At 64.1% G+C, this 26063-nt stretch carries 25 protein-coding genes; 11 read left to right on the top strand and 14 right to left on the bottom strand.

The genetic code is table 11. The features are described from left to right. Positions 1-42: 42 nt before the first annotated feature. On the bottom strand, positions 43-1026 hold the full coding sequence (locus tag SPHI_RS02755; RefSeq protein WP_076743367.1) for an alpha/beta fold hydrolase: 984 nt from the start codon (positions 1024-1026) through the stop codon (positions 43-45). Between the two features lie 188 nt (positions 1027-1214). Between SPHI_RS02755 and SPHI_RS02750 the strand changes: the two genes are divergently transcribed. Continuing rightward, a complete protein-coding gene (locus tag SPHI_RS02750) occupies positions 1215-1634 on the top strand; it encodes an RrF2 family transcriptional regulator (protein ID WP_076743366.1) in 420 nt (139 codons plus the stop codon). 67 nt (positions 1635-1701) lie between these two features. Here the strand turns inward: SPHI_RS02750 and SPHI_RS02745 are convergent, their stop codons facing one another. Then, a complete protein-coding gene (locus SPHI_RS02745) occupies positions 1702-3921 on the bottom strand; it encodes a TonB-dependent siderophore receptor (RefSeq protein WP_076743365.1) in 2220 nt (739 codons plus the stop codon). Positions 3922-4201: 280 nt separating this feature from the next. On the opposite strand from SPHI_RS02745, the gene SPHI_RS02740 reads away from it, so the two are divergent. Next, positions 4202-6007 carry a M14 family metallopeptidase gene (locus tag SPHI_RS02740; RefSeq protein ID WP_076743364.1) on the top strand — a complete coding sequence of 602 codons (1806 nt, stop codon included), beginning with the start codon at positions 4202-4204 and terminating at the stop codon, positions 6005-6007. Between the two features lie 206 nt (positions 6008-6213). Further along, positions 6214-6996 carry a class I SAM-dependent methyltransferase gene (locus SPHI_RS02735; protein ID WP_083719673.1) on the top strand — a complete coding sequence of 261 codons (783 nt, stop codon included), beginning with the start codon at positions 6214-6216 and terminating at the stop codon, positions 6994-6996. A gap of 415 nt (positions 6997-7411) precedes the next feature. Here the strand turns inward: SPHI_RS02735 and SPHI_RS02730 are convergent, their stop codons facing one another. The 3 genes from SPHI_RS02730 to SPHI_RS02720 all read right to left on the bottom strand — a co-directional run bounded on the left by SPHI_RS02730 (position 7412) and on the right by SPHI_RS02720 (position 9457). Then, a complete protein-coding gene (locus SPHI_RS02730; RefSeq protein ID WP_233130653.1) occupies positions 7412-8110 on the bottom strand; it encodes an SDR family oxidoreductase in 699 nt (232 codons plus the stop codon). A gap of 193 nt (positions 8111-8303) precedes the next feature. Continuing rightward, positions 8304-9065, bottom strand: coding sequence for an enoyl-CoA hydratase (locus tag SPHI_RS02725; RefSeq protein ID WP_076743363.1), 762 nt, complete (start codon positions 9063-9065; stop codon positions 8304-8306). Next, positions 9062-9457 carry a MarR family winged helix-turn-helix transcriptional regulator gene (locus SPHI_RS02720; protein WP_269844739.1) on the bottom strand — a complete coding sequence of 132 codons (396 nt, stop codon included), beginning with the start codon at positions 9455-9457 and terminating at the stop codon, positions 9062-9064. The genes SPHI_RS02725 and SPHI_RS02720 overlap by 4 nt, the downstream gene beginning before the upstream one ends. Before the next feature lie 990 nt (positions 9458-10447). Here SPHI_RS02720 and SPHI_RS02715 point away from each other — a divergent pair. The 5 genes from SPHI_RS02715 (at position 10448) to SPHI_RS15070 (ending at position 13201) form a co-directional block, all read left to right on the top strand. Continuing rightward, positions 10448-11179, top strand: coding sequence for an SDR family oxidoreductase (locus SPHI_RS02715; protein ID WP_076743361.1), 732 nt, complete (start codon positions 10448-10450; stop codon positions 11177-11179). 119 nt (positions 11180-11298) lie between these two features. Further along, on the top strand, positions 11299-11502 hold the full coding sequence (locus SPHI_RS02710) for a DUF5818 domain-containing protein (RefSeq protein ID WP_076743360.1): 204 nt from the start codon (positions 11299-11301) through the stop codon (positions 11500-11502). A gap of 169 nt (positions 11503-11671) precedes the next feature. After that, positions 11672-12406, top strand: coding sequence for a Crp/Fnr family transcriptional regulator (locus tag SPHI_RS02705; RefSeq protein ID WP_076743585.1), 735 nt, complete (start codon positions 11672-11674; stop codon positions 12404-12406). A gap of 28 nt (positions 12407-12434) precedes the next feature. Then, positions 12435-12671, top strand: a complete 237-nt coding sequence (locus SPHI_RS02700; protein WP_076743359.1) for a DUF6894 family protein — start codon at positions 12435-12437, stop codon at positions 12669-12671. A 353-nt stretch (positions 12672-13024) separates the two neighbouring features. Beyond that, positions 13025-13201: a hypothetical protein gene (locus tag SPHI_RS15070; protein WP_198927803.1), complete on the top strand. Its 177-nt coding sequence runs from the start codon at positions 13025-13027 to the stop codon at positions 13199-13201. A gap of 809 nt (positions 13202-14010) precedes the next feature. Here SPHI_RS15070 and copM read toward each other — a convergent pair. Continuing rightward, positions 14011-14370 carry a CopM family metallochaperone gene (gene copM, locus SPHI_RS02695; RefSeq protein WP_233130621.1) on the bottom strand — a complete coding sequence of 120 codons (360 nt, stop codon included), beginning with the start codon at positions 14368-14370 and terminating at the stop codon, positions 14011-14013. On the opposite strand from copM, the gene SPHI_RS15065 reads away from it, so the two are divergent. Further along, entirely contained in the window at positions 14369-14650 is a 282-nt protein-coding gene (locus SPHI_RS15065) for a hypothetical protein (RefSeq protein WP_198927811.1), read from the top strand. The two genes, copM and SPHI_RS15065, sit on opposite strands and share 2 nt — an antisense overlap. Positions 14651-14892: 242 nt before the next feature. On the opposite strand, the gene SPHI_RS02690 is transcribed toward SPHI_RS15065, so the two are convergent. The 7 genes from SPHI_RS02690 to SPHI_RS02660 all read right to left on the bottom strand — a co-directional run bounded on the left by SPHI_RS02690 (position 14893) and on the right by SPHI_RS02660 (position 23063). Continuing rightward, positions 14893-17166 (bottom strand): xanthine dehydrogenase family protein molybdopterin-binding subunit, encoded by a 2274-nt coding sequence (locus SPHI_RS02690; protein ID WP_076743357.1) that lies wholly within the window; start codon positions 17164-17166, stop codon positions 14893-14895. Positions 17167-17177: 11 nt separating this feature from the next. Then, complete coding sequence (locus SPHI_RS02685; RefSeq protein ID WP_076743356.1) at positions 17178-18191, bottom strand: FAD binding domain-containing protein; 1014 nt, start codon at positions 18189-18191, stop codon at positions 17178-17180. After that, positions 18188-18757, bottom strand: coding sequence for a (2Fe-2S)-binding protein (locus tag SPHI_RS02680; RefSeq protein ID WP_198927802.1), 570 nt, complete (start codon positions 18755-18757; stop codon positions 18188-18190). Before SPHI_RS02680 ends, SPHI_RS02685 begins: the two co-directional genes overlap by 4 nt. 50 nt (positions 18758-18807) lie before the next feature. Beyond that, positions 18808-19563 (bottom strand): NTP transferase domain-containing protein, encoded by a 756-nt coding sequence (locus SPHI_RS02675; protein ID WP_076743355.1) that lies wholly within the window; start codon positions 19561-19563, stop codon positions 18808-18810. Continuing rightward, positions 19563-20468, bottom strand: a complete 906-nt coding sequence (locus tag SPHI_RS02670) for a hypothetical protein (protein ID WP_076743354.1) — start codon at positions 20466-20468, stop codon at positions 19563-19565. The genes SPHI_RS02675 and SPHI_RS02670 overlap by 1 nt, the downstream gene beginning before the upstream one ends. Further along, entirely contained in the window at positions 20465-21493 is a 1029-nt protein-coding gene (locus tag SPHI_RS02665; protein WP_083719668.1) for a diacylglycerol/lipid kinase family protein, read from the bottom strand. The genes SPHI_RS02670 and SPHI_RS02665 overlap by 4 nt, the downstream gene beginning before the upstream one ends. A 262-nt stretch (positions 21494-21755) precedes the next feature. Further along, entirely contained in the window at positions 21756-23063 is a 1308-nt protein-coding gene (locus SPHI_RS02660) for a lipopolysaccharide biosynthesis protein (protein WP_083719665.1), read from the bottom strand. A gap of 40 nt (positions 23064-23103) precedes the next feature. On the opposite strand from SPHI_RS02660, the gene SPHI_RS02655 reads away from it, so the two are divergent. Next, entirely contained in the window at positions 23104-24231 is a 1128-nt protein-coding gene (locus SPHI_RS02655) for a hypothetical protein (RefSeq protein WP_076743581.1), read from the top strand. Next, entirely contained in the window at positions 24228-25376 is a 1149-nt protein-coding gene (locus tag SPHI_RS02650; RefSeq protein WP_076743353.1) for a hypothetical protein, read from the top strand. The genes SPHI_RS02655 and SPHI_RS02650 overlap by 4 nt, the downstream gene beginning before the upstream one ends. Here the strand turns inward: SPHI_RS02650 and SPHI_RS02645 are convergent. Then, the gene (locus SPHI_RS02645; RefSeq protein ID WP_076743352.1) at positions 25373-26062 is read right to left on the bottom strand and encodes an HAD family hydrolase; all 690 of its coding nucleotides are present in this window, start codon (positions 26060-26062) and stop codon (positions 25373-25375) included. The two genes, SPHI_RS02650 and SPHI_RS02645, sit on opposite strands and share 4 nt — an antisense overlap. Between the last annotated feature and the right edge of the window lies 1 nt (position 26063).

Below are 26063 nucleotides of genomic sequence, written 5' to 3'. Positions count from 1 at the left end.
CCCAGCATTCTCACGAGCGACAAAGTGGGGGTAGGCTATCGGTTACATCGCCGCGAACGTCGTGACGGCGAACTCGATAATCGCCGCGCTGACGCTGTCAGGACGCTCTTGGGCAACCCAGTGTCCGGCACCCTCGATGATAAGCGGCGCGCGAATACGGGGTGCGAGCGTCGGCACGGCCTTGATGATCTCCGACATGCCCGGGATCTGTAATCCGGTATCGCGCTCGCCTGCGATAAACAGCGCCGGCAGCTCGACCTTGATCCCGGCCAGCGCGGCTTGAAGCTGCCAATTGCGGTCCAGGTTGCGATAGTAGTTCAGGCCCCCACGGAAGCCGGCCCGTGTGAATGCATCCGCGTAGACATCCAGATCAGCCTCGGAGAGCCAGGCAGGCAGTTCCTTGGGATCCGGAAGGGGCGCCAGAAGGCCGTCATCCCGCGAGACCATGCCGAAGGGATTTGGCGTGGCGTCTCCTGGCTGGCGTGGGCCAGCATCACCCGAAGCCGCGAAAAGGAGCTTACGCAATGTGCGCCGGGTATCTCGCTCCAGTTCGGCTTCCGCGACGCCCGGTTCTTGAAAGTAGAGCGTGTAAAGTTCGGCGTCGTCGCTCCGTGGGAAAATGCGCGTAGGGGGAACTGGCGGCCTCCCCATGATCGGCACGCTCAACGCCACTACCCCGCGGAAGCGATCCGGGCGCATCTGCGCGGCCTGCCAGGCAATCGTAGCGCCCCAGTCATTGCCGACGATCACAGCGTGTTGTTCGCCCAACACGTCGAGCAGCGCGATCATGTCGCCGACCACGTGGAAGACGCTATATTCGTCAACCGCGCGAGGCTGCTCGCTCCCCCCATAGCCCCGCATGTCGGGGGCAATCGCGCGAAAGCCAGCCTTGGCGAGTGCTTCGATCTGATGCCGCCAAGCATAAGAGGTCTCGGGGAAGCCGTGGCAGAGCAGGATGGCAGGCCCATGGCCTTCATCGACCACGTTCATTTTGATCGTGCTGGTTTCCACATGGCGCTGCTTCATGATGCTTCCCCGCAACGTGATTGCCGCCTTTGACATTTGCGGAAACGACGCTGAGACGGCCGCGGCAAACCCGTGTTTCAAGATAGCTCGCTGATCCACATCAATCGCCCGTTCCGTAACAATCCCAGTTGCGGTATATCGGTACTGCGCCAAAGTGCAACATGCATTGTTACGGAAAGTGATGACGAATGAAACAGGATGGACGGTTGGCGCGGATGGTCCATGTTCTCGTTCACATGGCGCTATTGGGCGGTCGCGAAACCTCGGACACGATCGCGCGCATGCTCAACACGAACCCTGTAGTCGTGCGCAGGATGATGGGCCTGCTGAAGGCAAGAGGGATCGTGCATTCCGAAGGCGGGCGAGGTGGCGGATGGACGTTGCAACGACCGCTCGCCGAATTGACCGTTCTCGACGTTCAAGACGCGCTTGATCAAGGGCCCATACTGGCGCCGGGCTTGTCGAACGACCAGCCAGTCTGCCCGGTGGAGCGCGCCGCTAACACCGCTCTAACAGCGGCATTTGGCGTTGGGGAAGACGTTATCCGGACTGAGTTCGCCAAGCTTACCCTCGCAGATATCGCGCAATCGGCTGTGGAAGGTCATTGATCGGCGACGATGGCACGAGCTGCGCTCTCTTGCACTGGAACATACCTGCCGAGGCACCTGCCGCTTCTCAGAAGCGATAGTGCAGCCGTGCCATCGCAGTGCGCGGCGCGCCCGGCATGGTCCAGAGGGCCGCATAGGAGCTGGAGAACCAGCGCTCGTTGAACAGATTGTCGATGTTTCCGCTCACCCGCAGGCGATCGGTCAGATCGACGCCAGCCAGCACCTTCACCAGTGTCGCGGCAGGCAGCGTGAACGCGGTCCCCGTCTCCCCAAGGCGCTTGTCGATGTACTGGACGCCGGCACCAATCATGGCGGTGCGCTCCCCGATGGTGAAATCCTTAGTCACCAGGATGTTGCCGCTGTGCTTGGGCACGTTGATCAGCGGATCACCGGGCAGGATGGGAAGCGCGAAGTCCGGGTCGCGGAATTCATCGGTCCAGAAAGCGTCGGTGTACGCATAGGCCGCGATGACGTTGAAGCCATTCGGAAGGCGCGCGTTCAGGTCGAATTCGATACCGCGGCTGCGCGCTGAGCCGACCGCCACCACCAAGCCAGAGTTGGCGGGATTGGGATCGGCAGTCAGGATGTTCGACTTGTCGGTAGTGTAAGCAGCCAGCGACGCGGTGATCCGGCCGTCGCGCGAGATATACTTCACGCCCGCCTCATACGCCTCCGACAGTTCCGGAGAGAATGTCTCGCCCCGGGAGTTGGCGCCGTTGTTCGGGCGGAAGCCGCGCCCGTAGCTGCCGTAGAGCGACACCGTCTCGGTCGGTTGGACCACGATGCCGCCCTGAGGACTGAAGCGCCGGACGTGCTGGCGCGCCGGATTTGGAATGATGCGGTTTGGCGGCTGGCGGTTGAACAGCCGCTGGCGGAACTCATCATAGCGTCCGCCCACTCGTACCTTCAGCCAGGGAGCGAGATCGATTTGGTCGTAGAAGTACGTGCCCCAGCTGTGATCGCGTTCATTGCGGCTGAAGACGATTTCCGCACCGGGCAGCCCCGGACGATCACCCGGCTGCGGGAATGCGCCGTAAACCGGGTTGAAGATGTCGATGCCGTTGATCTGCTCCAGGCTTAGCGCGGGATTGTAGATCGGCGGCCGTGAGCGGCTGGTGAGCTGATCGAGCTCGAAATAATCATAGTCCGCGCCCACCACCAACGTGTTGCCCAGGCCGGCGACGTCGAAGCGCCCGGTCAGCTCGGCACGACCGATCAGATTCTCCGAGCGGTGATTGGTGTAGCGGCGCTGGCGCGCGAGGGTGCGGCCATCCACGAACAGCGGCTGGCGCGATCGGACAAGCTCGGGATACTGCCCCGTGCCGCGGATGTGGGTGGTGCGGTGGCCGGCGCCCAGCAGCAAGCTCCATCGGTCGCTGAAATCGTGCTGAAGCTGCAACTGGTGCCCGAGCACGTCGATGCGGAACGGCCCGTCGCTTGGCTCACCCAGGAAACGGGAGCGAGGCAGACGATCGAAGTCTCCGTCGAGGATCGGGATGCCGCGATCGAAGACGATGTCCTGCGAGGCAAATTCCAGCTCGTAGGACACGGTCGTGCCGGACGCAGGTCGCCAGAGCAGCGAGGGCGTCAGGAATATCTTTTTCGTTTCGACCTCGTCGCGATAGCTTTTCGCATCATGGTACGCGCCGTTGATCCGCACGGCGAAGGTGTCGGACAGCGGCGTGGTGAAATCGCCTTCGATCCGGTAATTATCGAAGCTGCCGACCTGGAGTTGCGCGTAGCCCGATCGCTTGAACTCGGGCTTTTTGGTGATGATGTTGACGGTCCCGCCAGGTTCGCCGCGGCCGAACAATGCCGAGGTCGGCCCCTTCAGCACATCGATGCGCTCGACGCTGGACGTGTCGCGCGGACCGGAGAAGCCGCGACCGCCGTTGAAGCCGTTGACGAGGAACCCGCTGGGCACGTTGTTCGCATCCCCTGCGAACCCGCGCACCGAATAGCTTTCCCACAATCCGCCGAAGTCGTTGAGGTGTGCAATGCCGCTCACCAGATCGAGCGCGTTCTCCAAGCGGGTGATGCCGAGATCGCGAAGGGTCGCCGGTTTAATCGACTGGATACTCTGCGGCACGTCGCGCATCGGAAAGTCTCCGACATAAGCCTGGCGCTGGCCGGAGACGATGATGTCATCTTCGGGTCGATCCGCAACCTCCTGCGGGTCCGCCTCACCCGTCCTGACCGTTTGCTGCGACCATGCTGGTGCCGTGACGGCGGTGGAAAGGAAGCCGAATGCGATTAGCCGTCCTGCGCTGGTCTTCATGACGTTCATTGGTGCCCCTGTTGAATCATTCACGTGCCGTCGGTGCCTCGTGGATCACAGCGCAACAAAGGCACTGCCCTGCCACAAATACATCAAGGCTTGACGCGATACGTTATCACATACAGAGACATCGCCGCAGTGCAACATGCCGCGCAAGAATTCCCGACCGCGCGCTGCTCGAGCCTTTCGGCCCTAGAACACCGGGGAGGGGGCTGGTGCCCAGCGGCGGGAGCGAGGCTGCTCGCGCGTATGCCGATCACCGTTGGCTGAAGATTGTTGAGGAGTGACCATGACCTTCCGCTCTGCCGTTCTCGCGGCGACCGCCTGTATTTTCTCTGTTCCTGCGGCTGCTCAGGATGCGCTACCTCCTTCGGTCGCTTGGTCGGGCAGGAGCGAAAAGCTGATCGTCCCTCCCAGCGATGCCTTGGCCACTCCGGTTGAACGCGCTCGCTTCGCCTCTTCCCCGTCGTATCGGGAAACCCGTGCGTGGTTGGAGCACCTCGCCGCAGCCTCGCCGCTCATCTCACTGGAGACGTTCGGCCAGACATCCGAGGGACGCGACCTGCTCTATGTGCGTGCCAGCAAGGGCGGGGATGGGAAACCGGTGGTGCTGGTGCAGGCAGGAATCCACGCGGGCGAGATCGATGGCAAGGATGCCGGCCTCATGCTCCTGCGCGACATCGCGCTGCGCGATAAGGCCAGCCTTCTCGACAAAGTCGATCTGGTCTTCGTCCCCATCCTTAACGTGGATGGGCATGAGCGGACGAGTTCAGGGAACCGCCCGCACGATCGCATACCTTTCGCCAAAGGCTACCGCGCCAATGCGCGTAACCTCGATCTCAACCGCGACTATGCCAAGCTGGACGCACCCGAGACGCGGGCGATCGTGGCGCTGCTGCGCCGGTTCGACCCGGCGCTCTACATCGACTTTCACGTGAGCGACGGTTTTGACCATCAGTATGATGTGACCTTCACCTATGCGGGCTGGGGCAAGTATGCGCGTCATCGCGCCACCGCCGACTGGCTACAGACACGGTTCGACCCGGCTGTAATGGACGCGCTGCGGAAGGCCGGGCACGTCCCCGGCGTCTATCCGAGCGCGATCGACAGCCATGATCCCTCCAAGGGCATCCGCTTCAGTCCAGAGGGCCCTCGCTATTCAACAGGTTATGGCGACTTCATCAGCGTGCCGACGGTGCTGGTGGAGAACCACCATCTAAAGCCCTATCGGCAGCGCGTGCTCGGCAGTTACGTCCTCATGGAGGCTGCACTGCGCCTAGCGGCCACTGACGCTACTGCCATTCAGAGCGCCAAGACGAAGGATCGTGCTTCGCGTCCGGCGGACCTGATGACCCGCTGGCAACCGACGGCGCAGCCGATCGGGTGGATAGAGGACTTCAAGGGCATCGCGTTCGAGACCTATCGGTCCGCCGCGTCAGGGCGTCTTGAGCAGCGCTGGCTTGGCAGACCCACCGCATTTCGAATGCCGATCATCGGGCAGACCGCAACGGAGCATGTCCGCCTGCCAACGGCATGGTGGGTGCCCCCGGGCTATACCGACGTGGTCGAGAGGCTGAAGCTGCACGGCATTCGCTACGATACCATCGATGAAGCTCGAACAATGACGCTGGACGTCGCTCGCATTGAGGGGTCCGCGTTGCAGCCCGCGAGCGAGGGCCGCATACCGATCCAGGCCAAGCTGGTGCATGATCAGCGTCAAGAGACCCTGCCGGCAGGCTCCGTCCGTGTTCCTGCCGATCAGCCGCTCGGCCTCTTGGCCGCGGCTCTGCTGGAACCGGAGAGCCAGGATTCCTTGTTCGCGTGGGGTTTCTTCCATCAGGCGCTTCAGCCTGCACCCGGGACAGACGATTTCGTCCTCGCCGCAATGGCCGACCGCCGTCTAGCGACCGACCCTGAGATGAAGCTGGCTTTCGAGCGCAAGCTGGATAGCGATCCCGCCTTCTCGCGAGACCCTGCCGCCCGCCTCGCATGGTTTCATGATCGTCTCCTGCCCTCCGACCCATATGCGCTGACTTATCCTATCCTGCGCGAAGCCGATCGGGTTCCATCGCGCTCCACGTCGAACCCGCACTAGGTCGATGGCATCTCGCCTAACCGGGACGTATGGTGATCCGCTGCCCCAAGTCATCAAGGGTGAGTTGCCGGCGGATCGCTAAAGGTGCGGTCGTTGGGGACGTGGCATCGCCGCGGCAAAGGAAGAGTGAGCACCCGCGCTTCGACGGGTTTCAGACGCGGCGATGATGCCTTGTAAGCCTCAGGCCCATTCTCTATCGTGTGACAATGTTACATCAAAAGCCCGCGCTGGCCAATCCCGCCAATGCCCCGAGTGCCCGCTTCTTTCCTCATATCGGCATCGCCGCGAACATGCGCGTGCTTGATGTCGGATGCGGCAACGGTGATCTCAGCCGGGTCGTCGCCGCGCTGGTCGGATCCGAAGGCGAGGTGGTAGGTATCGACAGGAGCGAAGACGCCTTGGCATCGGCGCGCTCTGAGCCGCTCCAGCCCGGGAGCGCCCCGATCCACTACCGAACCGCCGACCTGAGCGGAGAACTGCCCGATCTCGGCCTGTTCGATGCAATCATCGGCCGGCGGGTGCTGATGTACCTCCCCGATGCCGCTGCAACGCTGACCCGACTCGCACGACTGGCCAGGCCGGGCACGATCCTGGCTTTTCAGGAGCATGCGCGCGCCGATCTGCCCACCGGCGCTGGCGACCTTCCCGTGCATCGGCAGTGCTACGACAGGGCCTGGGACACCGTCGCTGCGGAAAAGGGCGACGTGACTCTCGGCTATCGCCTGGCGGGTATGGTGCGCGCAGCCGGTTTCGCGATCGAGCACGCCCGAAGCGAAGGCGTGCTCATTCAGCCATGGGAGGAATCCTTCCTGCCGACGCTCACGCGCGTCATGCTGCCGCGGATGATCGAGCACGGTGTCGTCCGCGAGGGCGAGATCGACCTGGACACGCTCGCCCACCGCATCGAGGATGAGCGCCGGGCGGTGACCGAGACGATCTTTTGGGATATGGCTTTTCTAGTTTCCGGCCGCTTCGAAACCATCGAATAGCCAGTGGCCGAGCCTGTGCTTCCTCGCCTGCCGGCGGTGCTGCCAGGGCGTGACCGGAGCTTGATGAGTCTCGATCGGGAAGGTTCAGCGGGACAGCCCATACAGGATTGGTCTACCGATATCCCCGCGTAAAACCGCGTTCTCAGATCCTGTTCCCGATCGCACTTTCCCGAAAAGGCCCGGGGGAAATGGGGAGACGGGACTGCTGCCAGTTGGAAGAACGCCCGGTCTCGGGGATACCCCGCCGATCTACCAACGGCGGAAAATTGAGCCGGGAGCTGATCGGCTGGTCTTGGCTGGTATCCGACCAACTACTCGTGGGGATTTTCCTGCCGGCCAGCTTCCACGTTGGATCGATCCAACGCCGTCGTCCGCGGTGTCAAACCCGGTCGTTCTGAACCGGCGAGTCGATGCGTCAGCTACCGCCGATGGTGACGCCGGGCGGTGGAACGCTGGTCGCCGGCACGAAGAAGTCCGGCATGAGCGGCTGGCCAGGTTCCACGCTGTAGGCCGAGAAATCTTCCACACCTTCCGCGAACAGGAAAGTGTCGTCGATCAGAAATTGGCCGGTGAAGTCCCGCGCCGGTTTGGTGAACACGCGATGGGCGGCATCGGCCATGATCTCCGGCCGACGACAGAAGCGCAGGGTGTTTTCGCCCGTCAGCGCGAACTCGACCGCCGACGTGGCGATAGCGGTGCGCGGCCACAAAGCATTGAACGCGATGCCCTCTCCCCGGAACTCTTCGGCCATGCCCAACACGCACAGGCTCATGTTGTATTTGGCCATCGAGTAGGCGACGTGCCCCTGGAACCAGTGCGGGGACAGGTCCAAGGGCGGCGACAGCATCAGGATGTGAGGGTTCTCCGACCGACGCAGATGCGGGATGCAGGCCTGCGAAGTCAGGAACGTCCCACGCCCGTTGACCTGGTGCATGAGGTCGAAGCGTTTCGGGTCGGTCGCCAAGGTGCCGGTCATCGAGATCGCCGAGGCATTGTTAACGACAATATCGATGCCGCCGAACGTCACAGCGGTCGTCTCGACGCCTTTGCGGATCGAGTCCACGTCGCGCACGTCAACGATCAGCGGTAAGGCCCGCCCGCCTGCCGCCTCGATTTCGGCAGCGGCAGTGTAGATCGTTCCCGGCAGCTTGGGATGCGGCTCGGCGGTCTTGCCGCGATCGCGATGTTGGCACCGTCCGCGCCGCCCGCAGCGCGATCGCGAGACCGATGCCCCGGCTCGCGCCGGTGATGAAAAGCGTCTTGCCCGCCAATGTCACTGGCGCCTCCTCAAAGCTGAATTCGATCGATCACGCGAACTTCGCGAAGTCGGGCGCGCGGCGCTGCGCGAACGCCATGAAGGCTTCCTGCGCTTCGGGGCTTTGCAGGCGTTCAGCAAACTCCTTGCCTTCAACGCCCATGTGCGCCGTCAGCGCTTCGCTGTCGCGCATGAGCCGCTTAGTCGCCTTCACTGCGCCGAGTGGCTGTTTTGTAATGCGCGCGGCGACCGCCTCGATGGCAGGGACCAACTCTTCAACCGGCACGACGGCCGTGGCGAGGCCCCACGACACGGCATCACGCGCCTCGACGGCTTCGCCGAGCGCCAGCATGGAAAAGGCGCGCAGATGACCGATGCGGGTCGGGAGAAGCATGCTCGACGCGGCTTCGGGCACGAGGCCCAGGTTGACGAACGGCGTGGTCAGCTTCGCATCGTCGGCGAGGATGACGTAATCACAGTGCAGGAGCATGGTAGTGCCAACGCCAACGGCGCGACCCTGCACGGCGGCGATCAGCGGCTTGTCGGTTTCCGCGATAGCCCGGATGAAGCGACCGACGTTCTGCAGGCTACCGGGTTTAGCGGACGCGAACTCGGCAACGTCGTTGCCGGCGGTGAACATATCGCCTTCACCCCGGATCACGACGACACGGACCGCCGCGTCCGTGCGCGCCGCCTCGATCTCGTCGGCGAGGACTCCGTACATGTCGTTGGTCAGCGCGTTCTTCTTGTCGGCACGGTCCATGACGAGCGTTAGGATGCCGTCCGCCTTGCTTATCTTGATATGGTCGGTCACTTCGTTGTCTCCTTTGGGAATTTAACGCCGACGGCTTCCAGCCATCGGGCCACGATCGCGAGCTCGGCATCATCGAAGCCATCGCAGAGCTGGTCGTTTAAGACGCGAGCGGACCGCACAGCTTCGGCCCGCACCGCCTTGCCCTCATCGGTGAGCACGATGTGCCAAGCGCGCTTGTCCGTCGGGTCCGGCTGGCGTTCGATCAGACCGTCACGGCCCATCCGGTCAAGGAGGCCGGAGAGCGAGGAAGCGCCGAGGTCGAGCTGCGCGCCGAGCTGCTTCATCGGCATACCCCGCCCGTCCGCCCTCAACGCCATGAGAACCCCAGCGCGCGCCGCAGTTTTCCCATCAACGTCGCCTTGGATCGCCGCTTGGACGCGGCGTTGCGCCACGCTCAACAAGTAGATGAACCTAGGGCGACGCACCGTTCGAAGATTGTTGCCCGTACTTCTCGCCACTGATCGAACCCACCCCGAATCGCTTCGTATGCGTAATATGTAGTTCGTATGCGCAACACAATGTGGGCGGCCTAATGTCGCAACCAACCAGTTTTGATGCCGGCATCCTGCTTCAGCTATTCTAAGGTTTTGGTGCGCTAGGCGCGGCTCAGAATGTCCGCTTCCGAGATCGGAAACTTGCCTTAGCTAAGACCGCCTTTGGGTCGGGAGCGGTCGTGCGCTGAAACCCGCCCAGGACGGCGGTTTCGTGTGTCGATCACCGGCGCGACCCAGAGCGCGATTGCGGGCATCGCGCTCCGCCACATCGTACTTTTGAGCGATTGTGGTCATCTGCTCGAGTTCGTCGGGCGGGGGCGCATTGCCGCTGAGGTCTCGGATTCAGGGTCCAGGACGACGCCAGCAGCCTGGAAGGGTGATCCAAGTGCCGCCTCTGCTCACGGCCTTTTCACTCATCCTCCGGAATTATCGCGCATCTCAAATGCGTGATAATTCCGATTTACCGGTGCCATACCCGCGCGGCGATGGAGCCATGCTGAGACAGCTGTTAGATGGTCCGAGGGTATTTTCTTGAGCGTCTGCTCCACCGAAGACCAGCTCGGGATTCAGCAAAAATGCGACGAACGGGGCGAATGATGGCGATTGATCTGGAAAGGCCGGTTTTCGAGAACGGCGGATTCCGCCAATGAAATCAACAGCGCGACTTTCCCGCGGTGCCTGGGACGGTATCGCAGAGGTGCAGAAATATTTTTCCTCTGGAAGATCAACCGGTTATGATGGTTGCGGATAATCGAGTGGGAGTGACGGAAAGCAAATTTGCGGCAATGACATAGCGCCCGCGCTTGGTATCTAAGCGCGACGGAACATATCGCCAGGGAACGAAGTGGCGGCGGGCGCCAGGGTGTTTCACAGGATCGTTTCGGCGTGATGCTCACAGACAAGGTTGCTCTTGTAACGGGTGCGAGCGGCGGTTTAGGTCGCGAGATCGCTTTTGGCCTGGCCCAGGCCGGTGCCCATGTGCTGCTTCACGGCCGCCACGCTGACAAGCTCACTGCTCTTGCGAACGAGATCGAAAGTACCTGTGGGTCAGCGGAGCTGGCTATCTTCGATCTTGAAGATGAGGTTGCAAGCGCCATCGCCTTGGCCGCGCATGGCCGGATCGACATCCTCGTTAACAATGCGGGGCTTCGGGATCGACGGCCTATCGAAGACCTGGATCGCAACGCCGTTCGCCGGCTGATGGAGACTAACTTGGTCGCGCCATTCGATCTCGCTCGCACTCTTGCAAGCGGGATGGGTCCGGGCGGTCGGATCATCAACGTGACATCAATCGCCGGCCAGATCGCTCGTTCCGGCGACGCGGCTTACACGATGTCGAAGGGCGGGCTGGACAGTCTCACCAGAGCACTGGCAGCGGAGCTCGGAAGTCGGCAGATCACCGTGAACGCCGTAGCGCCTGGCTTCTTCGCGACGGAGGCGAATTCTGAGATGGTCGCCGACCCTTCGGTTGCCGAGCACCTCGCGCGGCGCACCTCGCTCGGTCGTTGGGGGCGCCCGGAAGAGATCGCTGGCGCGGTCCTGTTTCTCGCCTCGGACGCCGCCTCGTACATCACCGGGCAGGTCCTTGCCGTCGATGGCGGGTATCTCGCCCATTTCTGACAACCCCACATCAGAAGCTCAGCGCAGCTGCCCAGTAGCCGTTACGCCTCAGACGTCTGCATCGGCCCGCAAGTGTGCTAGGGCGAACGCGAGATGAGGGCGTCAGAGGTAAGCAAGGCATGCAGCAGATAGGTACGCCCATCGACGAGGTTGGCACGCTGGTGCGCGATGGCGGCGCCTTTTACCTGCGGCGTGACCTTGGCGGTCGGTACCTGCTCGAGCTTCAGCGTACGCCGGTGGATCTCGTCGAGAAGCGGGTGCGGCTGCGCGGCACGCTAGTCGGCCCGGATCTCGTTAACGCACTTGGTGTTGCACCCGAGTAGGCATCGGCGCTGTCCCGAAAACGGACGTTCAGCGACCGTCCGAAAGCTTGGTAGGCCAAGCGGTCAATGGTTCGAGGCAGAAAATCCGGTCGTCCCCAAAGTCGTTGCGGGAACGATCCGTTCCCTAGAGCATTGTTTCGCCGTGCATAAGTCATTCTTTGAGGTTCCGATGAGTAGCGCCGCTCCGCTCTTCGCGTCGCTGATACGGAAGCTTCGACTTCTGGCGCCCACCCTAAACGAAGAAGATGAAGACGCGCTGCTGGCCTTGCCCCATCGCCTCGAGCACGTTCGTGCGCGAAGCTACCTGGTGCGCGAAGGCACAATTCCGGACGAATGCTGCCTTCTCATCGAAGGCTATGCGGCAAGAAGCAAGCTGGCCTTTGACGGTGGACGACAGATCGTCTCGTTTCACATCGCGGGCGACATTCTCGACATCCAGCACCTGTTTCTGGAGCGAGCCGACCACGACATTCAGGCAATCACTGATGCCGCTATACTTTGGATATCGAAGGCAGAGTTGCGCAAGCTTGTTTTGCGCCGACCGGCAATCTCGGTTGCTCTGTGGCGCGACTCGCTGATCGACGCTTCGATCTTTCGAGAGTGGGTTCTGAACGTGGGGCGGCGCGATGCCAGGACGCGGATTGCTCATATGCTGTGCGAATTCATCGCGCGGTGTGAGGCCGTTGGTCTGGGCACGCCTCAGCGGATGAATTTGCCCTTCAGCCAGGAGGAGATTGCAGATGCTACTGGCCTCACCCCCGTTCACGTCAATCGTATGCTTCGCGAGCTTTCCGAGGAAGGATTGATCACTCGTAGCGGCCGAGCACTAGAAGTCCAGAACTGGGATCGTTTTCAGCGCGTAGCAGGTTTCAACCAAGCCTACCTTCACGCCGCCGCTGCCTGAATAACCGGTAATCGAGTTTTCCACTGTTATGGCACTCTATTATTTTCATCTTCATGAGTGCGGGCAGGCGTTGGAGGATCTTGAAGGCGTTGAATGCGCTTCGCTGGACGAGGCTCTGGAAATCGCACGGGCCAACGCGCGTGACGTAATGATCGGCGAGCTTCGACAGGGGAAACTCTGCTTCAACTGGTCCATCTCTGTCGCTGACGCCTCTGCGCAAGAGGTCGCGCGCTTGCGTTTTCGTGATGCGGTAACGATCACTTGACTGGCGGGTGTCAAAATGACGCGCGGAGCCGAACGGCAGGGGCATCTCCTCGTGAAAGGGGCTGCGAGCCGTCTTACGGAACGAGGCCCTTTGCCCGTCGGCCGTAAGCGTGAGGTGGACCGCTAACGGCGGTTTGTCGGTGCTGGGCTAAAAGCTGACGGTACTCGCCAGGCCAGTCCGAGCGGCGAACACCGAATGACCGATGCGCGTACGTCCGGGCCCAGGCGCATTGGCGATCCGGCATTGCTATCGCGGATCGCTGACCCCACATGGAATTCATCGAGGCAGTTCTGATCTGTAGCGTTGTCGGCTGAGAGACCATCGCGCTTTCGCTTACATGTTAAGGCGTTGCCATGGATCTGAACGAGCTATTTTTCCGCCATCAGGTATGTGTCGAGCGGGCAGCTATGGCCAGCAGCGTAGAGGCTAAGGTCGCTCACTGGGGGTTGGCGAGTGGTTATGCCCGCCGGATCTCGGATCTGCGAGCTGACAACAACACCGTGGAGCTGGTGCAGGAAGCGGCGGCATGAATGTCGGGCCGGAAGAGGCTTCCGCGGCCTCGTCAGAGAAGCCGCGCCGCTTCTTCAGAGCCGCACGGACGGCCTGTTCCCTGACCAGGGAAGAGACCGCGCGTGAAGGCTGGATCGTCCGCCTGGCGCTTGATCGTCTTGGAGTAAGTGGCGCACTCACGTTCCTGAACACTTCCGACCCGGTACTCGGTGGACGCCCTATTCAATTGGCCACCGCGTCTCGCGAAGGCGCCGACGCGATGGAACGCGCAATCCTCGCGCTTGGATGAAGCCGAGCGCTGTAAGCGGACCTGAGCCGATGTCTGAAAACGCCCTTGTCACCCTCATCATGGGATCGTTGACCGTTGTGTCACTGGTCGCGTGGCTGGCCCTCGTGGGTGCCTGACCATCCCCTGTACGCCGCGCAAGGGAGCTGCCTGGCGTTCTGAACGAGTGACGGCTGTAGGCTGATGCGAATGTCCTCGCTTGCTCGCGAGGTGACCATAAGTGCCGTTCTCAGGCCTGATCGTCCAGGCTGCGAGGCTGACCTTCATTGGTCGAGGCCACGTAGGTGAGCACACCATCCGTCACCTTCTCGCCTTCTTTGGTTCGAGCCTTCATCAGTTCACGAGCAGAAGCAACTTACCCGGTCGCCGACTTATACCGTTCAAGAAAGCGCATCGTCGATCGCGACTGTAGCGACGGGTTCTGACGCCCGCTTCATCACGATCCGTTGCCGGTGCTCGGCAAAGGAAGTGCAAGTGACGGGGAGGGCTGTCCTGACGTAACAGCCCTCCGCGCCCTCGAACGGACCGCTCAGATCGGCCGCGTCATTTGCCGCGCTTGGCGAGCCACGCCTTCATCTCGGCGATTTCGCGCTCCTGCGCGGCGATCACCTCGGCGGCCATTCGGCGCACCTCCGGGTCCTTGCCATGCTTGAGCGCGACCTGCGCCATGGCCACTGCGCCTTCGTGGTGGGGGATCATGGATCGCATGAAATCCACGTCCGCATTGCCGGTCAACTGAACCGCCATGTCGCGGTGCATCCGGTCGTTGACGGCCTGATACTCGCGCGTGACCGGATCCGGCGAAGCCGCCGCGCCATGGCCCTCATGCCCACTCTGACGGTGCTGCATCGTGGCCTCGGCCGCCTGCTCCTGCGCGCAAGCACCGCTCGCGAGCCCGCCCATGGCAAGCGCCAACGCCCATCCGGTGAACAACTTTGTCATCACACTCTCCTCGGACTTGTCAGATTGCAGTAGCGGGATAGCCTTCATCGGCCAGCGCCCGTTCGATAGCGTGCTAAGCTGCGGCACCGGTGACGTTGATGGTGCGCGACGCCATATTAGCGCCGACCGGCGCACGCAAATCGGCCCGCGCTACCGCCTTATTGATACGGCGGACGCACGATCCGCCGCTCATCTCGTCGACATGGAATTGCATGACGTTCTTCTCCCGGAAAACAGTTGATGACGCCGCTATGGGGCTTCCCATCGTTGGAAGGTCAAGCGCACTGACTCGACCCTCTCGTCCGGGCAACGTCGAACATGCCGGGAGAAATCCCGACCCTCGTTCGTGTTGAGCCTGTTTAAGTACGTGCCGCGTCCAAGCGGCTGAGAACTGCCGTCAAGGCTCCGCTCTGCTGTAGCAACCGAAGCGCGCCCAGCCGCGAAATCGATCCAACACGCAGACCGACAGCCAACCGCCTTCCGTCACGCCACGTCCGGCTCCGCGTCCAGCAGCTTGTCGATCGTGATCGGTAGCGCGCGCACACGTTTGCCGGTGGCGTGATAGATGGCATTGGCGACGGCAGCGGCAGTACCGACGATGCCGATCTCACCAAGCCCCTTCACGCCCAGCGGGGTCACTTCAGGATCGGGCTCATCGACGAAGATCACCTCGATATCCTCGACGTCGGCGTGGGCCGGCACGTGATATTCGGCGTAATTGTGGTTCATCCACCGCCCGAGCTGCCGATCGCCGAACGTTTCCTCGTGCAGCGCCATGCCGATGCCCATCACCACGCCGCCCAGAATCTGGCTGCGCGCCGTCTTGGGGTTGATGATCCGTCCCGCCGCCACGGCGTTGACCACGCGGGTCACCCGCACTTGGTTCAACTCTTCGTCCACCCGCACTTCGCAGAAGATCGCGCTGTGTGTGTTGCGTGACTTGCGCATCATCGAGATCATCCCACTGATCCCAGGGGAGGCGGTTTCCTCCACCTCGATCCGGTCCAGCCCGGCGGCCTTCATCACGTCGGTGATCGTCACGATACGCGAGGGATCGGTCTTCAACGCGATTGCGCCATCGGCGAAGACAAGATCGTCGATCGAATTGGCGCCATGGAGCGGCTTGCCCTCGATCTTCTCCGCGGCTTTCAGCAACTGCTTGGCGACCGACTGGCAGGCAAGCTGGACTGCCGCACCGGTCGATGCTGCGCCCCAGGAGCCGCCCTCCACCGGTGCGGTCGGCAGGTCGCTGTCGCCCAGCTTGGCTCTGATATGCTCGGGTGTGATGCCAAGCGTGTCGGCGGCGACCTGCACCATAACCGTATAGGTGCCGGTGCCGATGTCCGATGCGGCCGACGCTACCTCCAGGCGGCCATCGTCGGTCAGCACCGCGCGGGCGGCCGTCTTGGAAAATTGTGCATCCCACATGCCGGTCGCCACGCCCCAGCCGATCAGCTCGCGCCCTTCCTTCATCGATCGCGGCTGGGGCGTGCGCTTCTCCCAGCCGAACCGTTCGGCCCCTTCGCGATAGGCTTCGCGCAGCGCCTTGGACGTGAACGGCGTTTCGTTCATCGCGTCCACGTTGGAATAGTTGAGCAGGCGGAGGTCGAGCGGATCGACCTTGGCCTTGTACGCCATCTCGTCGACGGCGATCTCGAACAACGTCATGCCCGTCGCGGCACCCGGCGCGCGCATGTCTGCTGAGGTGTAAGTGTCCCGAGGCGCGATGAAGTACTCGCCGCTGGCATTGGGGCAATCGTAGTTCATCATGCCCCAGACGACGATATCCTCCATGTTGCTTTCAAACCGGGAGGTAGAGGTCGTCGCGCTGTTGATCATCGCGCTCAGCTTGCCATTGTGTTCGGCGCCCAGCTTGATCGAATAGCTGCATTCCGGGCGATGCGCATGCGTGAACATCTGGGCGCGCGTCATCACCACCCGCACCGATCGTTCGAGGTGGATCGCCGCCATCACCGCAAGCTGCACCTGCCATTGCGGCCGCAGGCCGGAGCCGAATGCGCCGCCGACATAGCTGTTGACCACGCGCACGTTCTTCTTGCCCAGCCCGAATGCGCTGGCGAGATAGGCCTGGTCGCCCTGCGGTCCTTGGATCTTGTCAAAAACGGTGATGCTGCCGTCACCGTGCCACTCGACGGTAGAAGCGTGCATCTCCATCGGATTGTGATGCTCGGTAGCGAGGTGATACTCGCCCTCCACAGTCAGGTTGGCGGCCTTGAACGCAGCGTCGGCGTTGCCGCGGTTCTTGGGCGGATGATAATTGTTGCGCCGCTTCAGATGGGATGGCGTGAACTTCTCCGCGAGCGACGCTTCGAAATCGATATTGTGCGCCTCCTCCGTGTAGCTCACCTCCACCAGGCTGGCGGCAAAGCGGGCCGCCTCGAACGTCTCGGCGATCACGACGGCGATCGGCTGTCCGGCGAACAGGATCTGCTCGTCGTGGAAAGCCTTGAACGGCTCGCCGGGTATCGACAGCTCGTCCTTCCAGCTGCGGTCTAACCAGGCCTGCTTGGGCCGGTTGCGATGGCTGACGATATCCACCACGCCCGGCACCGCGCGGGCTGCCTCCTCGTCCAGCGCGGTGATCCGCCCTTTCGCAATCCGGGACGAAACCGCCACGCCGTAAAGCAGGTCAGGCACGTTATACTCTGCGGCGTACTTCGCCGTACCGGTCACCTTTTCGGTGCCATCGACGCGGGACAGCGGCGTGCCGATGCCGACCTTGGCGGGTGCGTTCATGGAGCGGCTCCTCAGGCGATGCGTTTGTCGGTTTGCGATTGCGGCGTACCGTTCGCGGCCTGGTGCAACGCGCGGACGATCGCGCGGCGCGCCAGGTCGATCTTGAAGTCATTGTCGCCCTGGCCCTGCGCGCCTTCCAGGATCGCGCCGGCGACCGTTGCGAAGATCGCGTCGCCCGGCGCTTCGCCGACCAGCAACTCCTCCGCCGACGGCGAGCGCCACGGCTTGTGCGCCACCCCGCCCAGCGCCACCCGCGCCTCGGTGATCGCGCCATCCTCAATCCGCATCGCCACTGCCACTGACACGAGCGCGAAAGCATAGGATAGTCTGTCGCGCAGCTTCAGATAGGTGTAGTGGCTGGCGAAATCCTCCGCCGGAAGGTCGATCGCTGTGACGAGCTCGCCGGTTTTCAGCGTGTTGTCGCGCCACGGCTCGTCGCCGGGCAGGCGGTGATACTCCCCGATCGGGATCACCCGCTCGCCCGCCGGCCCAGTCACGTGGATGTCGGCATTCAGCGCCGCCAGCGCCACGCACATGTCGGACGGGTGCGTGGCGATGCAATGATCGCTGGTCCCCAGGATCGCATGGATCCGGTTCACCCCGCCGATCGCCCCGCAGCCCTCGCCGGGATTGCGCTTGTTGCACGGCGTATCGACGTCGTAGAAATAATAGCAGCGCGTCCGCTGGTTCAGGTTGCCGCCGTTGGTCGCGGCATTGCGCAGCTGCGGCGAGGCACCCGCCAGGATCGCCGAGGACAGCAACGGATAGCGCCGCTGCACCCGCTCGTCGTAAGCGGTATCGGCATTGGTCACGAGCGCGCCGAGCCGCAGCCCGCCGCCATCCATCTCTTCGATCGCATCGAGCGGTAGTCGGTTGATGTCGACGACGTGCAGTGGCCGCGCGACATTCTCCTTCATCAGGTCAACGAGGTTCGTGCCCCCGGCGAGATAGGCGACTTGCGCGCCGGCACCCGCCTGAACCGCCTCGTTAACCCCACTCGGTCGCGAATAATCGAAGCGGATCATTCCTGCTTCTCCCCGTTCGCCCGACGATCGAGCACCTCGATCACTGCGTCGGCGATGTTGGTGTAGGCGCCGCAGCGGCACAAATTGCCGCTCATCTGCTCGCGCACCTCCGCGCGGCTGTGCGCATGGCCTTCGTTGATCAGCCCCTGCGCGGAGCAGATCTGCCCCGGCGTGCAATAGCCGCACTGGAAGGCGTCATGCTCGATGAATGCGGCCTGCAGCTGATGAAGGTTGCCGGGCTGCCCCAGCCCCTCGATCGTGGTGATCTCGGCACCGTCCAGCGTCACCGCCAGCTTCAAGCAGGAATTGATCCGCTTCCCATCGATCAGGACGGTACACGCGCCGCACTGACCATGGTCGCATCCCTTTTTCGATCCGGTGAGGTCGAGCTTCTCGCGGAGCAGGTCGAGCAGCGTGGTCCACGGCTCGACCTGGAGCGCGCGCTCTTCGCCGTTGATCGTCAGCTGCAAGGGGAGGGTGGCGATCGGCGTTGCGGCGACGCGTTTGCCGCTTTCGCGTCCCGCCGTGTGATGCAAGGCCTCGGCCCGCTCGGTAATCATCGACATAGGGCCTCGCTCGCTGTGTCCCTGTCAGAACAGCCGCGGCCCGGTTCAGTTCACCCCAAAGCGTCCAATTCTGCCCGTTCCCGCACGAAATCGAGGTCAGACGGCTTGTCGACGTCCACCGCAGCCAGCCCGTCGCTTGCCTCGATTACTACCGCGGTCACGCCCACCCGCCGGCCCAGACTAGCGATCGCCTCCGCCAGCGACAGGCGACCGAACAGATAGCGCAGCAGCAGCCCCGGCCCCAACCGCCCCACAATCCGCCACGGCCGCTTGCGATCGCGCTCCACCGATTGCCACAGCCGCACCGCGGCTTCGGCCTTCGGCGTCGCCAACAGGAAAAGGTTGCAGCCGGACCAATTGCCATCGGCAAAGCGAAGATAGGTGCGCCGCGAACCCGGTGCCGCTCGCTCGATCGCCTCGCACCGTGCCAGCAGCACCGCCACGTCCGCGCCCGTCGGCACCCGCGCCACGAAGTCGCGCACCCAATCCGCGCGTAACAAGGCATGATCCGCAGTGGTGACGAGCAGCGGCGCGCCAAGCATCGCCAGCGCGTCGGCGGTGCTGGCGCTCGGCCCTGCGGCAGCAGCGAGGGGTTGCGCCCCATGCTGCCTCGCCTCAGCCACCACCGCGGGTGCATTGGCGGCCACCGCTACCCGCCCGATCCCGGCCTCGTGCAATGCCCCGATCACCCGCGCGAGCATCGTCTGCCCGCCCAGCGGAATCAGCGCCTTGTCGGACACCCCGGCATAATCCGCGACCGGATCGGTGCCGCCGCGCGATCCCGCCAGCACCAACGCATTCGGCATCACCGCAGCACCATGTGCCGCCACAATTGCCACAGCACGCCCGGCGCGGCCATGATCGGGTGTCGTTCCCGAAACGGCGTCACCGGCACGCGCAGGCCCGTGTGCCGCTCGATCTTCCAGGCCGCATAGCGCGTTGCGCCGTTGAAGGTGAATGCTGCCTTCAGCAACCGCGCGAGGTTGAGCCGCTTGCCGGCATTCTCCAGGGTCAACCAAGCATTGGCGAGTTCAATCACCCGCTCGTCAGAAAGCCGCGGAGAGAGCGTGTTCTCACCCATGGCGAAGTCCACGCCGGCCGCATGCCAGGCCAGCGGCAGCAGCGTGTCATAGCGGGCCCGATCGTAGCTCAGGATCTGGTCCTCGCGTCCCGGCGCCTCGACGCGCAGCTCTGCGGCATAGGTTGCGCGGAACAAGGCGCGCCAGAAGGCATTGGCATCGCCCTGCTCGGGACCATGCAGCGCGGCAAAGCTCGCCGCCGTCACGGCGGCGGTGGCCACCGCGTCGATTGTCCGCTGCCGGGCCACGGCGCCCTTGGCCCACACCAACGCCGCAGGCTGGACGAAGCGCGCCCAGATCGTCGTGTCGAGCGTCGTGCCGCTCGCCGCGCGCTGAAACGTTTCCAGCGGCATGGAAGCCACCTTGGCGCGGATCAGCTCGCCGCCGATGTTGACCTCATGATAGCTGACGTCCGGCCACAGCAGCCGGCCGATCGCGCCGCCTGCCTGGCTGCCGTCGCGCAGCACGTAGAAATCGAGCAAGCCGTCAAGATCTCCGGTGCGCAGCACGGAGCCGTAGAACAGCACCGCCACCCCGCCGAGCCGCCCGGCTATCACGCGCCCGGCATGCACCACCTCAGGCGGCACCGGGCGATTCAGCTCGCCAGCGATGAAACTCGTTAGTGCGGTCACGGCGTCACGAACCGGATTGGCGCGCCCGTGCGTACGTCGATCGTGCCGCCAGGGAACAGCTCGCCGTCAAGGATGAAGCCGCGTTTCAGCGTCAGCCGCACCGGCGGGATGTCGTGGCCATGGTGATAGCCCATCCGCTCCAGCCATGAACCTTCCTTGCCCATCACGACTGCGGCGGCGGCTACCGGCAGCATCCGCGGCGGCGAATCGACCGCCAGCACGTCCAGGCCGCTGCTCGTCGTGCCCAGCGGCTTGATGCCCAGCGGCAGCCGCTGCAGCGTGGAGCCGAGCAGCAGGTATAGCTCGCGAACGCTGGTTTCGCCCGTGGCGTGGTTGAAAATCTCGACCCGCTCACCCGCGCGCCAGCGATTGGCTGATCCGCCAAAGCACGTTTGCGCGATCGCGCCGACCAGCGATAATCCCACCGCAAGCCCGTCGATTGCGCCGAAGCGGTGCGTTCCCTGCGCCAGTTCGGTCGCCAGCACGAAACCGCCGGCCCCGAAGATGAATCCGCGCAGCGGACCATCCCCGTCGTCGCGGCGAACGTCGATCGGCGCGCGCGTCTGGACCCGGCCGGTGCTGTGCGCGGTCACGGCATCCTCCAGCGACCAGCCCAGCGGAATGCCGAGGTCTAAGGCCAGCGCATTGGTCTTGCCCGACGGCAGCAGCGCCAGCGGCGGCAGGTTGTCGCCATAAATCGCGGCCGCGGCGCTCAACACGTCGCGCACGGTGCCGTCGCCGCCATCGATCACCAGCAGTTCCAGCCGGTGCTTGGCAAAAGACTGCAGCGTCTCGACCAACTGCGCATTGGTGGTCGGCGCCGCGGCCAGCACGCCCGGGCCGATCTTGAGCTCCAGATCGACCGTCCAGTTGCGGCGGCTGCGCGGATTGCTGATGATCCCGACCCGTGCCGCGCCCGTAGCGAAACGGAACGACGGGCTGGGCACCGGCGCCACTCGTGACGGGCGCAGGCCGTGGAGCAGATCCGCGCCCACGCCCATCTTGGGATGGAGAGCGGCGCCCATTTGAACATGAATTGTCACGACGCCCTCACGAACCTGTCACAAAGAGGATTTATGTGGATCATCGGCTAATTGCCAGCAGATGCGGCGAAATTGCGACCAGTCCGTCGCCGAAGATGAAACGGACCCTTTCTGGCCGCAAACTTCATCCTCCGCGCGAGGGGGAGGTGGCAGTGCGAAGCGTGAACGGCGGGGGCGAGAGGCGGAACGCCCGAGATCAAACCGCCGCCTCTCCCTTGCGACCTGATTCAATCCAGCGGCTGGCTCACCCTCGCTCGCCCAACCGCGTCACCACATAAGCACTGCGCACCAACGCGATCAGCGCCACGGCGGAGGCGATCAGCGACGCTGCGCCGGCGCCCATTACCCCGAAACTCGGCATCAGCAGGACCACCCCGCCGAACAGCACCACCACCGCCGCCACGCGGATGCGCAACGCTCGCGTGGCATGGCCCGTGCCCAGCAGCACCGGCTCGAACCCCACCGCCATGATGTCGAGCCCCGCGGCAAGGCCGAGCAGGATCAGGATCGGATAGGCACCCAGATACGCCTCGCCCGCGATCAGATGGAGCGCCGGCCAGCCCAGCAGCGGCACGAGCAGGCACGTCGCCAGCCCGACGCCGACCGCCAGCCGCGCGGACTGTCGCATCAGCGTGCGCAACTCACCCATCCGCGCCGCGGCATGCGCGCGGGTCACTTCGGGAAAGACACCGCGCGCGAACATGTCCGCCAGCCGCACCAGCGACTGGCTAAGCTGATAGGCCAGCCGGTAATTGCCCGCCGCCGCCGCCCCGGTCAGCAAGCCGACCAGCACGACGACGAACTGCCGGCTGGCGGCGTTCAGCGTTGCGTTCAGATTGGTGACGAAGGTGAACTGCCAGATACCGGCATTCTCCCGCGACGCCGCCATTGCGCCACGCCAGCCCCGCATCGTGCCCGGCGCCACCCGCAGCGCCGCGATCCAGTAACCCAAGGCGGTCAGCACCTCGGCCGCCGCCCAGGCGAGCAGGAAACCGGTCAGCGTCGCCTGCTGCCACACCGCGATAACCGCGCCGGTGAACCGCACGATCGACGTCACCGAATCCGCGCCGGCGCCCAGCGCGAAGCGATCGTGCAGGCGAAGCACGCCGACCGCGGTCGATCGCACCGACAGCAGCAGCACGACCGAAAAAGCAAAGGCTTCACGCACCAGCGTCGCCGACCAGCCGAAATGCCCCTGCATCAGCCACAGCGCCACGCCCGCGATCCCAATGCCGATCAGCGCCCCGCCTACGTCCAGCGCCAGGCAGAAACAGATCAGCCGCCCCAGCGAATCCTGCCGTCCCGCCTCGCGATGCGGCATGCCGAACCGCACCACGATCTGCCACGTGTCCGAGGCGACCAGCGTCGATACCGCCTGCGCGGTGCTGAGGATCAGCGTGAACAGGCCGAACTGCTGCACGCCGAGTGAGCGGGTGGCGAGCGCCAGATAGACGATGCTCAGCACCGCGGCGAGGCCCTTGCCGGTCAGCAGCCAGCCGACATTGCGCAGCGCGCGGCGAAATGGGGTGATTGCGTCTGTGGGGGGCGTCAACGGCTATCTTCCAATCGCGGCCGCGCTATGGGGCAGGCGGATGCGGATCGCCTTCCTTTATATCGCAGAAGCCTATCAGTGCTACCACGGCGCAGGGATCGCGCACGAACTGGCGCGCCGCACCGGCTGGACAGTGGTCGATTACTACAACGATCCCGAAACGCCGCATCATCTTGCACGTATCGCGCAGGCCTGGGGCGGCCCAGCGATCGAGTCGCGCGCGTTGCACAAATCGCCGCTGACCCGCGCCTTGCAGCGCGGGTTGGGACGCCTGGGCATGTTCAAGACGCTGGTGATGCGCGACAACATCGCGGAGCTGAACGGCTATGACGCGATCATCGCCGTCGAAGACACGGCGGCGGCGCTTCGCCGCCTGGGCATCACAAGGCCCAAGCTGATCTATTATCCGCACGGCGTCGGCGATCGAGCGCGCGGCTTCGTACCCGAGATCGCCATCTTCGATCTGGTGCTGCTCGCCGGGGAGAAGACGGCGGCGCGCATGCTGGATGCCGGCATGATCCGCGACGGCGGCTATGCGCTGACCGGGTCGGTGAAACTCGACACGGCGGATCGGATCGCGCGCACCACCGCGCTGCCCTTCGACGCGCCGCGCGCGACCGTGCTGTACAATGCGCACAAGGAACCGAAGCTGACATCGTGGCACCGCTTCATCGAACCGATGCTCGCCGGCTTCGCTGCGGACCGGTCGATGAACCTGATCGTCGCCCCGCATGTGAAGCTGTTCCGCCGCCGCAGCGAGGCGCTGCGGGTGCGCTGGCGCGCGCGCAGCACCGGCAACGTGCTGGTCGATCCAGGCTCCGATCGCTCGGTCGACATGAGCTATGCCGCCGCGGCGGACATCTATGTCGGCGACGTCAGCAGCCAGGTGTATGAATTCCTCACCGTCCCGCGCCCCTGCGTCTTCCTCAACGCGCACGGGATCGACTGGCGCGACGATCCCAGCTTCGCGCATTGGCACTTGGGCGATGTGGTGGACGATCCCGCCGACCTGATGGACGTGATCCGTGCCGCGCCGGCGCGCCACGCGCTCTATCGCGAACGGCAGGCGGCGATGGCGGCGGCAAGCCTCGGTGACACTACCCCCGGCGCGGCATCCCGTGCCGTCGAGGCCGTGATCGCCTTCCTCACCAAGGAGGCGCGGGCATGAAGGTCGGCTTCCTCTTCAATCATGACGCGCTGCACCAGATCCGCCACACCGCGCCCGTCATAGCGGAGATCGTGCGCTTTCCTGGTGTCCAGGCGGTGGTGCTGACCTCCTCGCCCGAGCAGGAGGCGCATGTCCGCGCCTTGCTCGGCCCCGCCGCCGAGCAGGTCCATTTCGTCCGGCTCAGGATCGGCCGTCTCGCCGAGGCGCTCGATCGGACCCTGCGCTTCGTCGCGCCCTTTCGCCGCGTCGCCACTCTGCGCGAGAATCTGCCCGCCTTCGCCGCGCTCGACGTGCTCGTGGTGCCCGAGACGACCTCGCTCCTGCTGCGCGACCGCTTCGGCCTTACCGGCCCTAGGTTCGTCTGGATCCCGCACGGCGCTGGCGACCGCTCGGTCGGCTTCCGGCCGGTGATGCGTGGTTTCGATCTCGTCCTGCTCTCCGGCGCCAAGGTGCGCGATCGGATGCTCGCCGCCGGCCTCATCAAGCTGGAAAACCACGCGATCATTGGCTATCCGAAATTCGACACGATCGATGAAGCGCCCCCGACGCGGCTGTTCGCGAACGATCGCCCCACCGTCCTCTACAACCCGCATTTCGATCCGAAACTGTCGTCCTGGTACACGATGGGCAAGGACGTGCTCGCCTGGTTCGCGCAGCAATCACGCGTCAACCTAATCGTCGCGCCGCACGTGATGCTGGCCAAGCGCCGCCTCCACGCCTCGGTCGAGCATCGCATCGTCCACTGGCGGCGCGACATCGAACGCCAATACCGAGACCTGCCCCATATCCACGTCGACATGGGCAGCGAGGCGTCGGTGGACATGACCTACACGCGCGCCGCCGACATCTATCTCGGCGATGCGAGCAGCCAGATCTACGAGTGGATTGCGCGGCCGCGCCCGGCGATCTTCCTCAACGCGGCCGGCGTCGCCTGGGCGGCCGATCCCGATTTCGCGCATTGGCGCCTCGGCGAGGTGATCGACGAGGTGGCGGCATTGCCCGCCGCACTCGATGGCGCCGTCACCGACCCCGACCGTCACCGCGCCGCACAGGAGGCTGCCTTCGCCGCCACCTTCTCGCGCACCGACCAGCCCGCCTCGCGCCGCGCCGCCGCCGCCATCGTCGAGCGGTTCGGCGCGGCTTAGCGGCCCCAGTCCACCACCTGCCACCCCCGCGCTGCCGCCAGCGTGCGCAGCTTGGCGTGCGGGTTCACGGCGACCGGCTCATCGACCCAGTCGAAGGTCGGTCGGTCGCTGACATGATCCGAATAGAAGCGGGTGTGTGTGTTCGCCCGATCCAGTTTCGTACTCGCGAACCAGGCGGCGATCATCGCCTGCTTCACCGCGCCATAGCAGTTCGGCCCGTCGAGCTCCGGCAGGAGGGCTCCCGCCCGATTGTGGTTCGCTTCAGTGGCTATTAAGTCTGCCACTCCCAGTCGCCTGGCGATCGGCTCGGCGTAGAAGCGGTGCGCGGCCGTAGCGATGACGATCCGCCGACCTTCGGCGCGATCGGCCGCAAGCTGCGCGACGGCGCCCGGGCGAAGATGACGGCTGACGATCCAGTCAGCGAACTCATCTGAGACTTCGCACAGCCTCGCCGCCGGCACTTCCGGACCTAGCAACAAACGATGCATCGCCTCTTTCAGCCGGTCGCGATGCATCAGACCCGCAATCCGGCGTGCCACAGCAACCCCAATCGCCGGCAACAACCAAAGTCGCGCCGGATGCATACGCCGAGCTGCAAACACTAGAAACGGTGTCCAAGTCGGCAGCCTCGTGATTGTCCGATCTAGATCATAAATGGCGATGCTAGCTTGCGGCGGATCGATCATG

The sequence above is a fragment of the Sphingomonas jeddahensis genome, assembly GCF_001981525.1.
GTDB classification, from domain to species: Bacteria; Pseudomonadota; Alphaproteobacteria; order Sphingomonadales; family Sphingomonadaceae; genus Sphingomonas; species Sphingomonas jeddahensis.
The sequence above is the reverse complement of the archived record's forward strand: the minus strand, read 5'-3'. Positions and strand labels throughout refer to the sequence as shown.

Bases quoted from the DNA above. Each gene is read 5' to 3' on its own strand.
- SPHI_RS02755 (WP_076743367.1), bottom strand. From the start codon at position 1,026: ATGAAGCAGCGCCATGTGGAAACCAGCACGATCAAAATGAACGTGGTC.
- SPHI_RS02750 (WP_076743366.1), top strand. From the start codon at position 1,215: ATGAAACAGGATGGACGGTTGGCGCGGATGGTCCATGTTCTCGTTCAC.
- SPHI_RS02745 (WP_076743365.1), bottom strand. From the start codon at position 3,921: ATGAACGTCATGAAGACCAGCGCAGGACGGCTAATCGCATTCGGCTTC.
- SPHI_RS02740 (WP_076743364.1), top strand. From the start codon at position 4,202: ATGACCTTCCGCTCTGCCGTTCTCGCGGCGACCGCCTGTATTTTCTCT.
- SPHI_RS02735 (WP_083719673.1), top strand. From the start codon at position 6,214: ATGTTACATCAAAAGCCCGCGCTGGCCAATCCCGCCAATGCCCCGAGT.
- SPHI_RS02715 (WP_076743361.1), top strand. From the start codon at position 10,448: ATGCTCACAGACAAGGTTGCTCTTGTAACGGGTGCGAGCGGCGGTTTA.
- SPHI_RS02710 (WP_076743360.1), top strand. From the start codon at position 11,299: ATGCAGCAGATAGGTACGCCCATCGACGAGGTTGGCACGCTGGTGCGC.
- SPHI_RS02705 (WP_076743585.1), top strand. From the start codon at position 11,672: ATGAGTAGCGCCGCTCCGCTCTTCGCGTCGCTGATACGGAAGCTTCGA.
- SPHI_RS02700 (WP_076743359.1), top strand. From the start codon at position 12,435: ATGGCACTCTATTATTTTCATCTTCATGAGTGCGGGCAGGCGTTGGAG.
- SPHI_RS15070 (WP_198927803.1), top strand. From the start codon at position 13,025: ATGGATCTGAACGAGCTATTTTTCCGCCATCAGGTATGTGTCGAGCGG.
- SPHI_RS15065 (WP_198927811.1), top strand. From the start codon at position 14,369: ATGGCAAGCGCCAACGCCCATCCGGTGAACAACTTTGTCATCACACTC.
- copM (WP_233130621.1), bottom strand. From the start codon at position 14,370: ATGGGCGGGCTCGCGAGCGGTGCTTGCGCGCAGGAGCAGGCGGCCGAG.
- SPHI_RS02690 (WP_076743357.1), bottom strand. From the start codon at position 17,166: ATGAACGCACCCGCCAAGGTCGGCATCGGCACGCCGCTGTCCCGCGTC.
- SPHI_RS02685 (WP_076743356.1), bottom strand. From the start codon at position 18,191: ATGATCCGCTTCGATTATTCGCGACCGAGTGGGGTTAACGAGGCGGTT.
- SPHI_RS02680 (WP_198927802.1), bottom strand. From the start codon at position 18,757: ATGTCGATGATTACCGAGCGGGCCGAGGCCTTGCATCACACGGCGGGA.
- SPHI_RS02675 (WP_076743355.1), bottom strand. From the start codon at position 19,563: ATGCCGAATGCGTTGGTGCTGGCGGGATCGCGCGGCGGCACCGATCCG.
- SPHI_RS02665 (WP_083719668.1), bottom strand. From the start codon at position 21,493: ATGGGCGCCGCTCTCCATCCCAAGATGGGCGTGGGCGCGGATCTGCTC.
- SPHI_RS02655 (WP_076743581.1), top strand. From the start codon at position 23,104: ATGCGGATCGCCTTCCTTTATATCGCAGAAGCCTATCAGTGCTACCAC.
- SPHI_RS02650 (WP_076743353.1), top strand. From the start codon at position 24,228: ATGAAGGTCGGCTTCCTCTTCAATCATGACGCGCTGCACCAGATCCGC.
- SPHI_RS02645 (WP_076743352.1), bottom strand. From the start codon at position 26,062: ATGATCGATCCGCCGCAAGCTAGCATCGCCATTTATGATCTAGATCGG.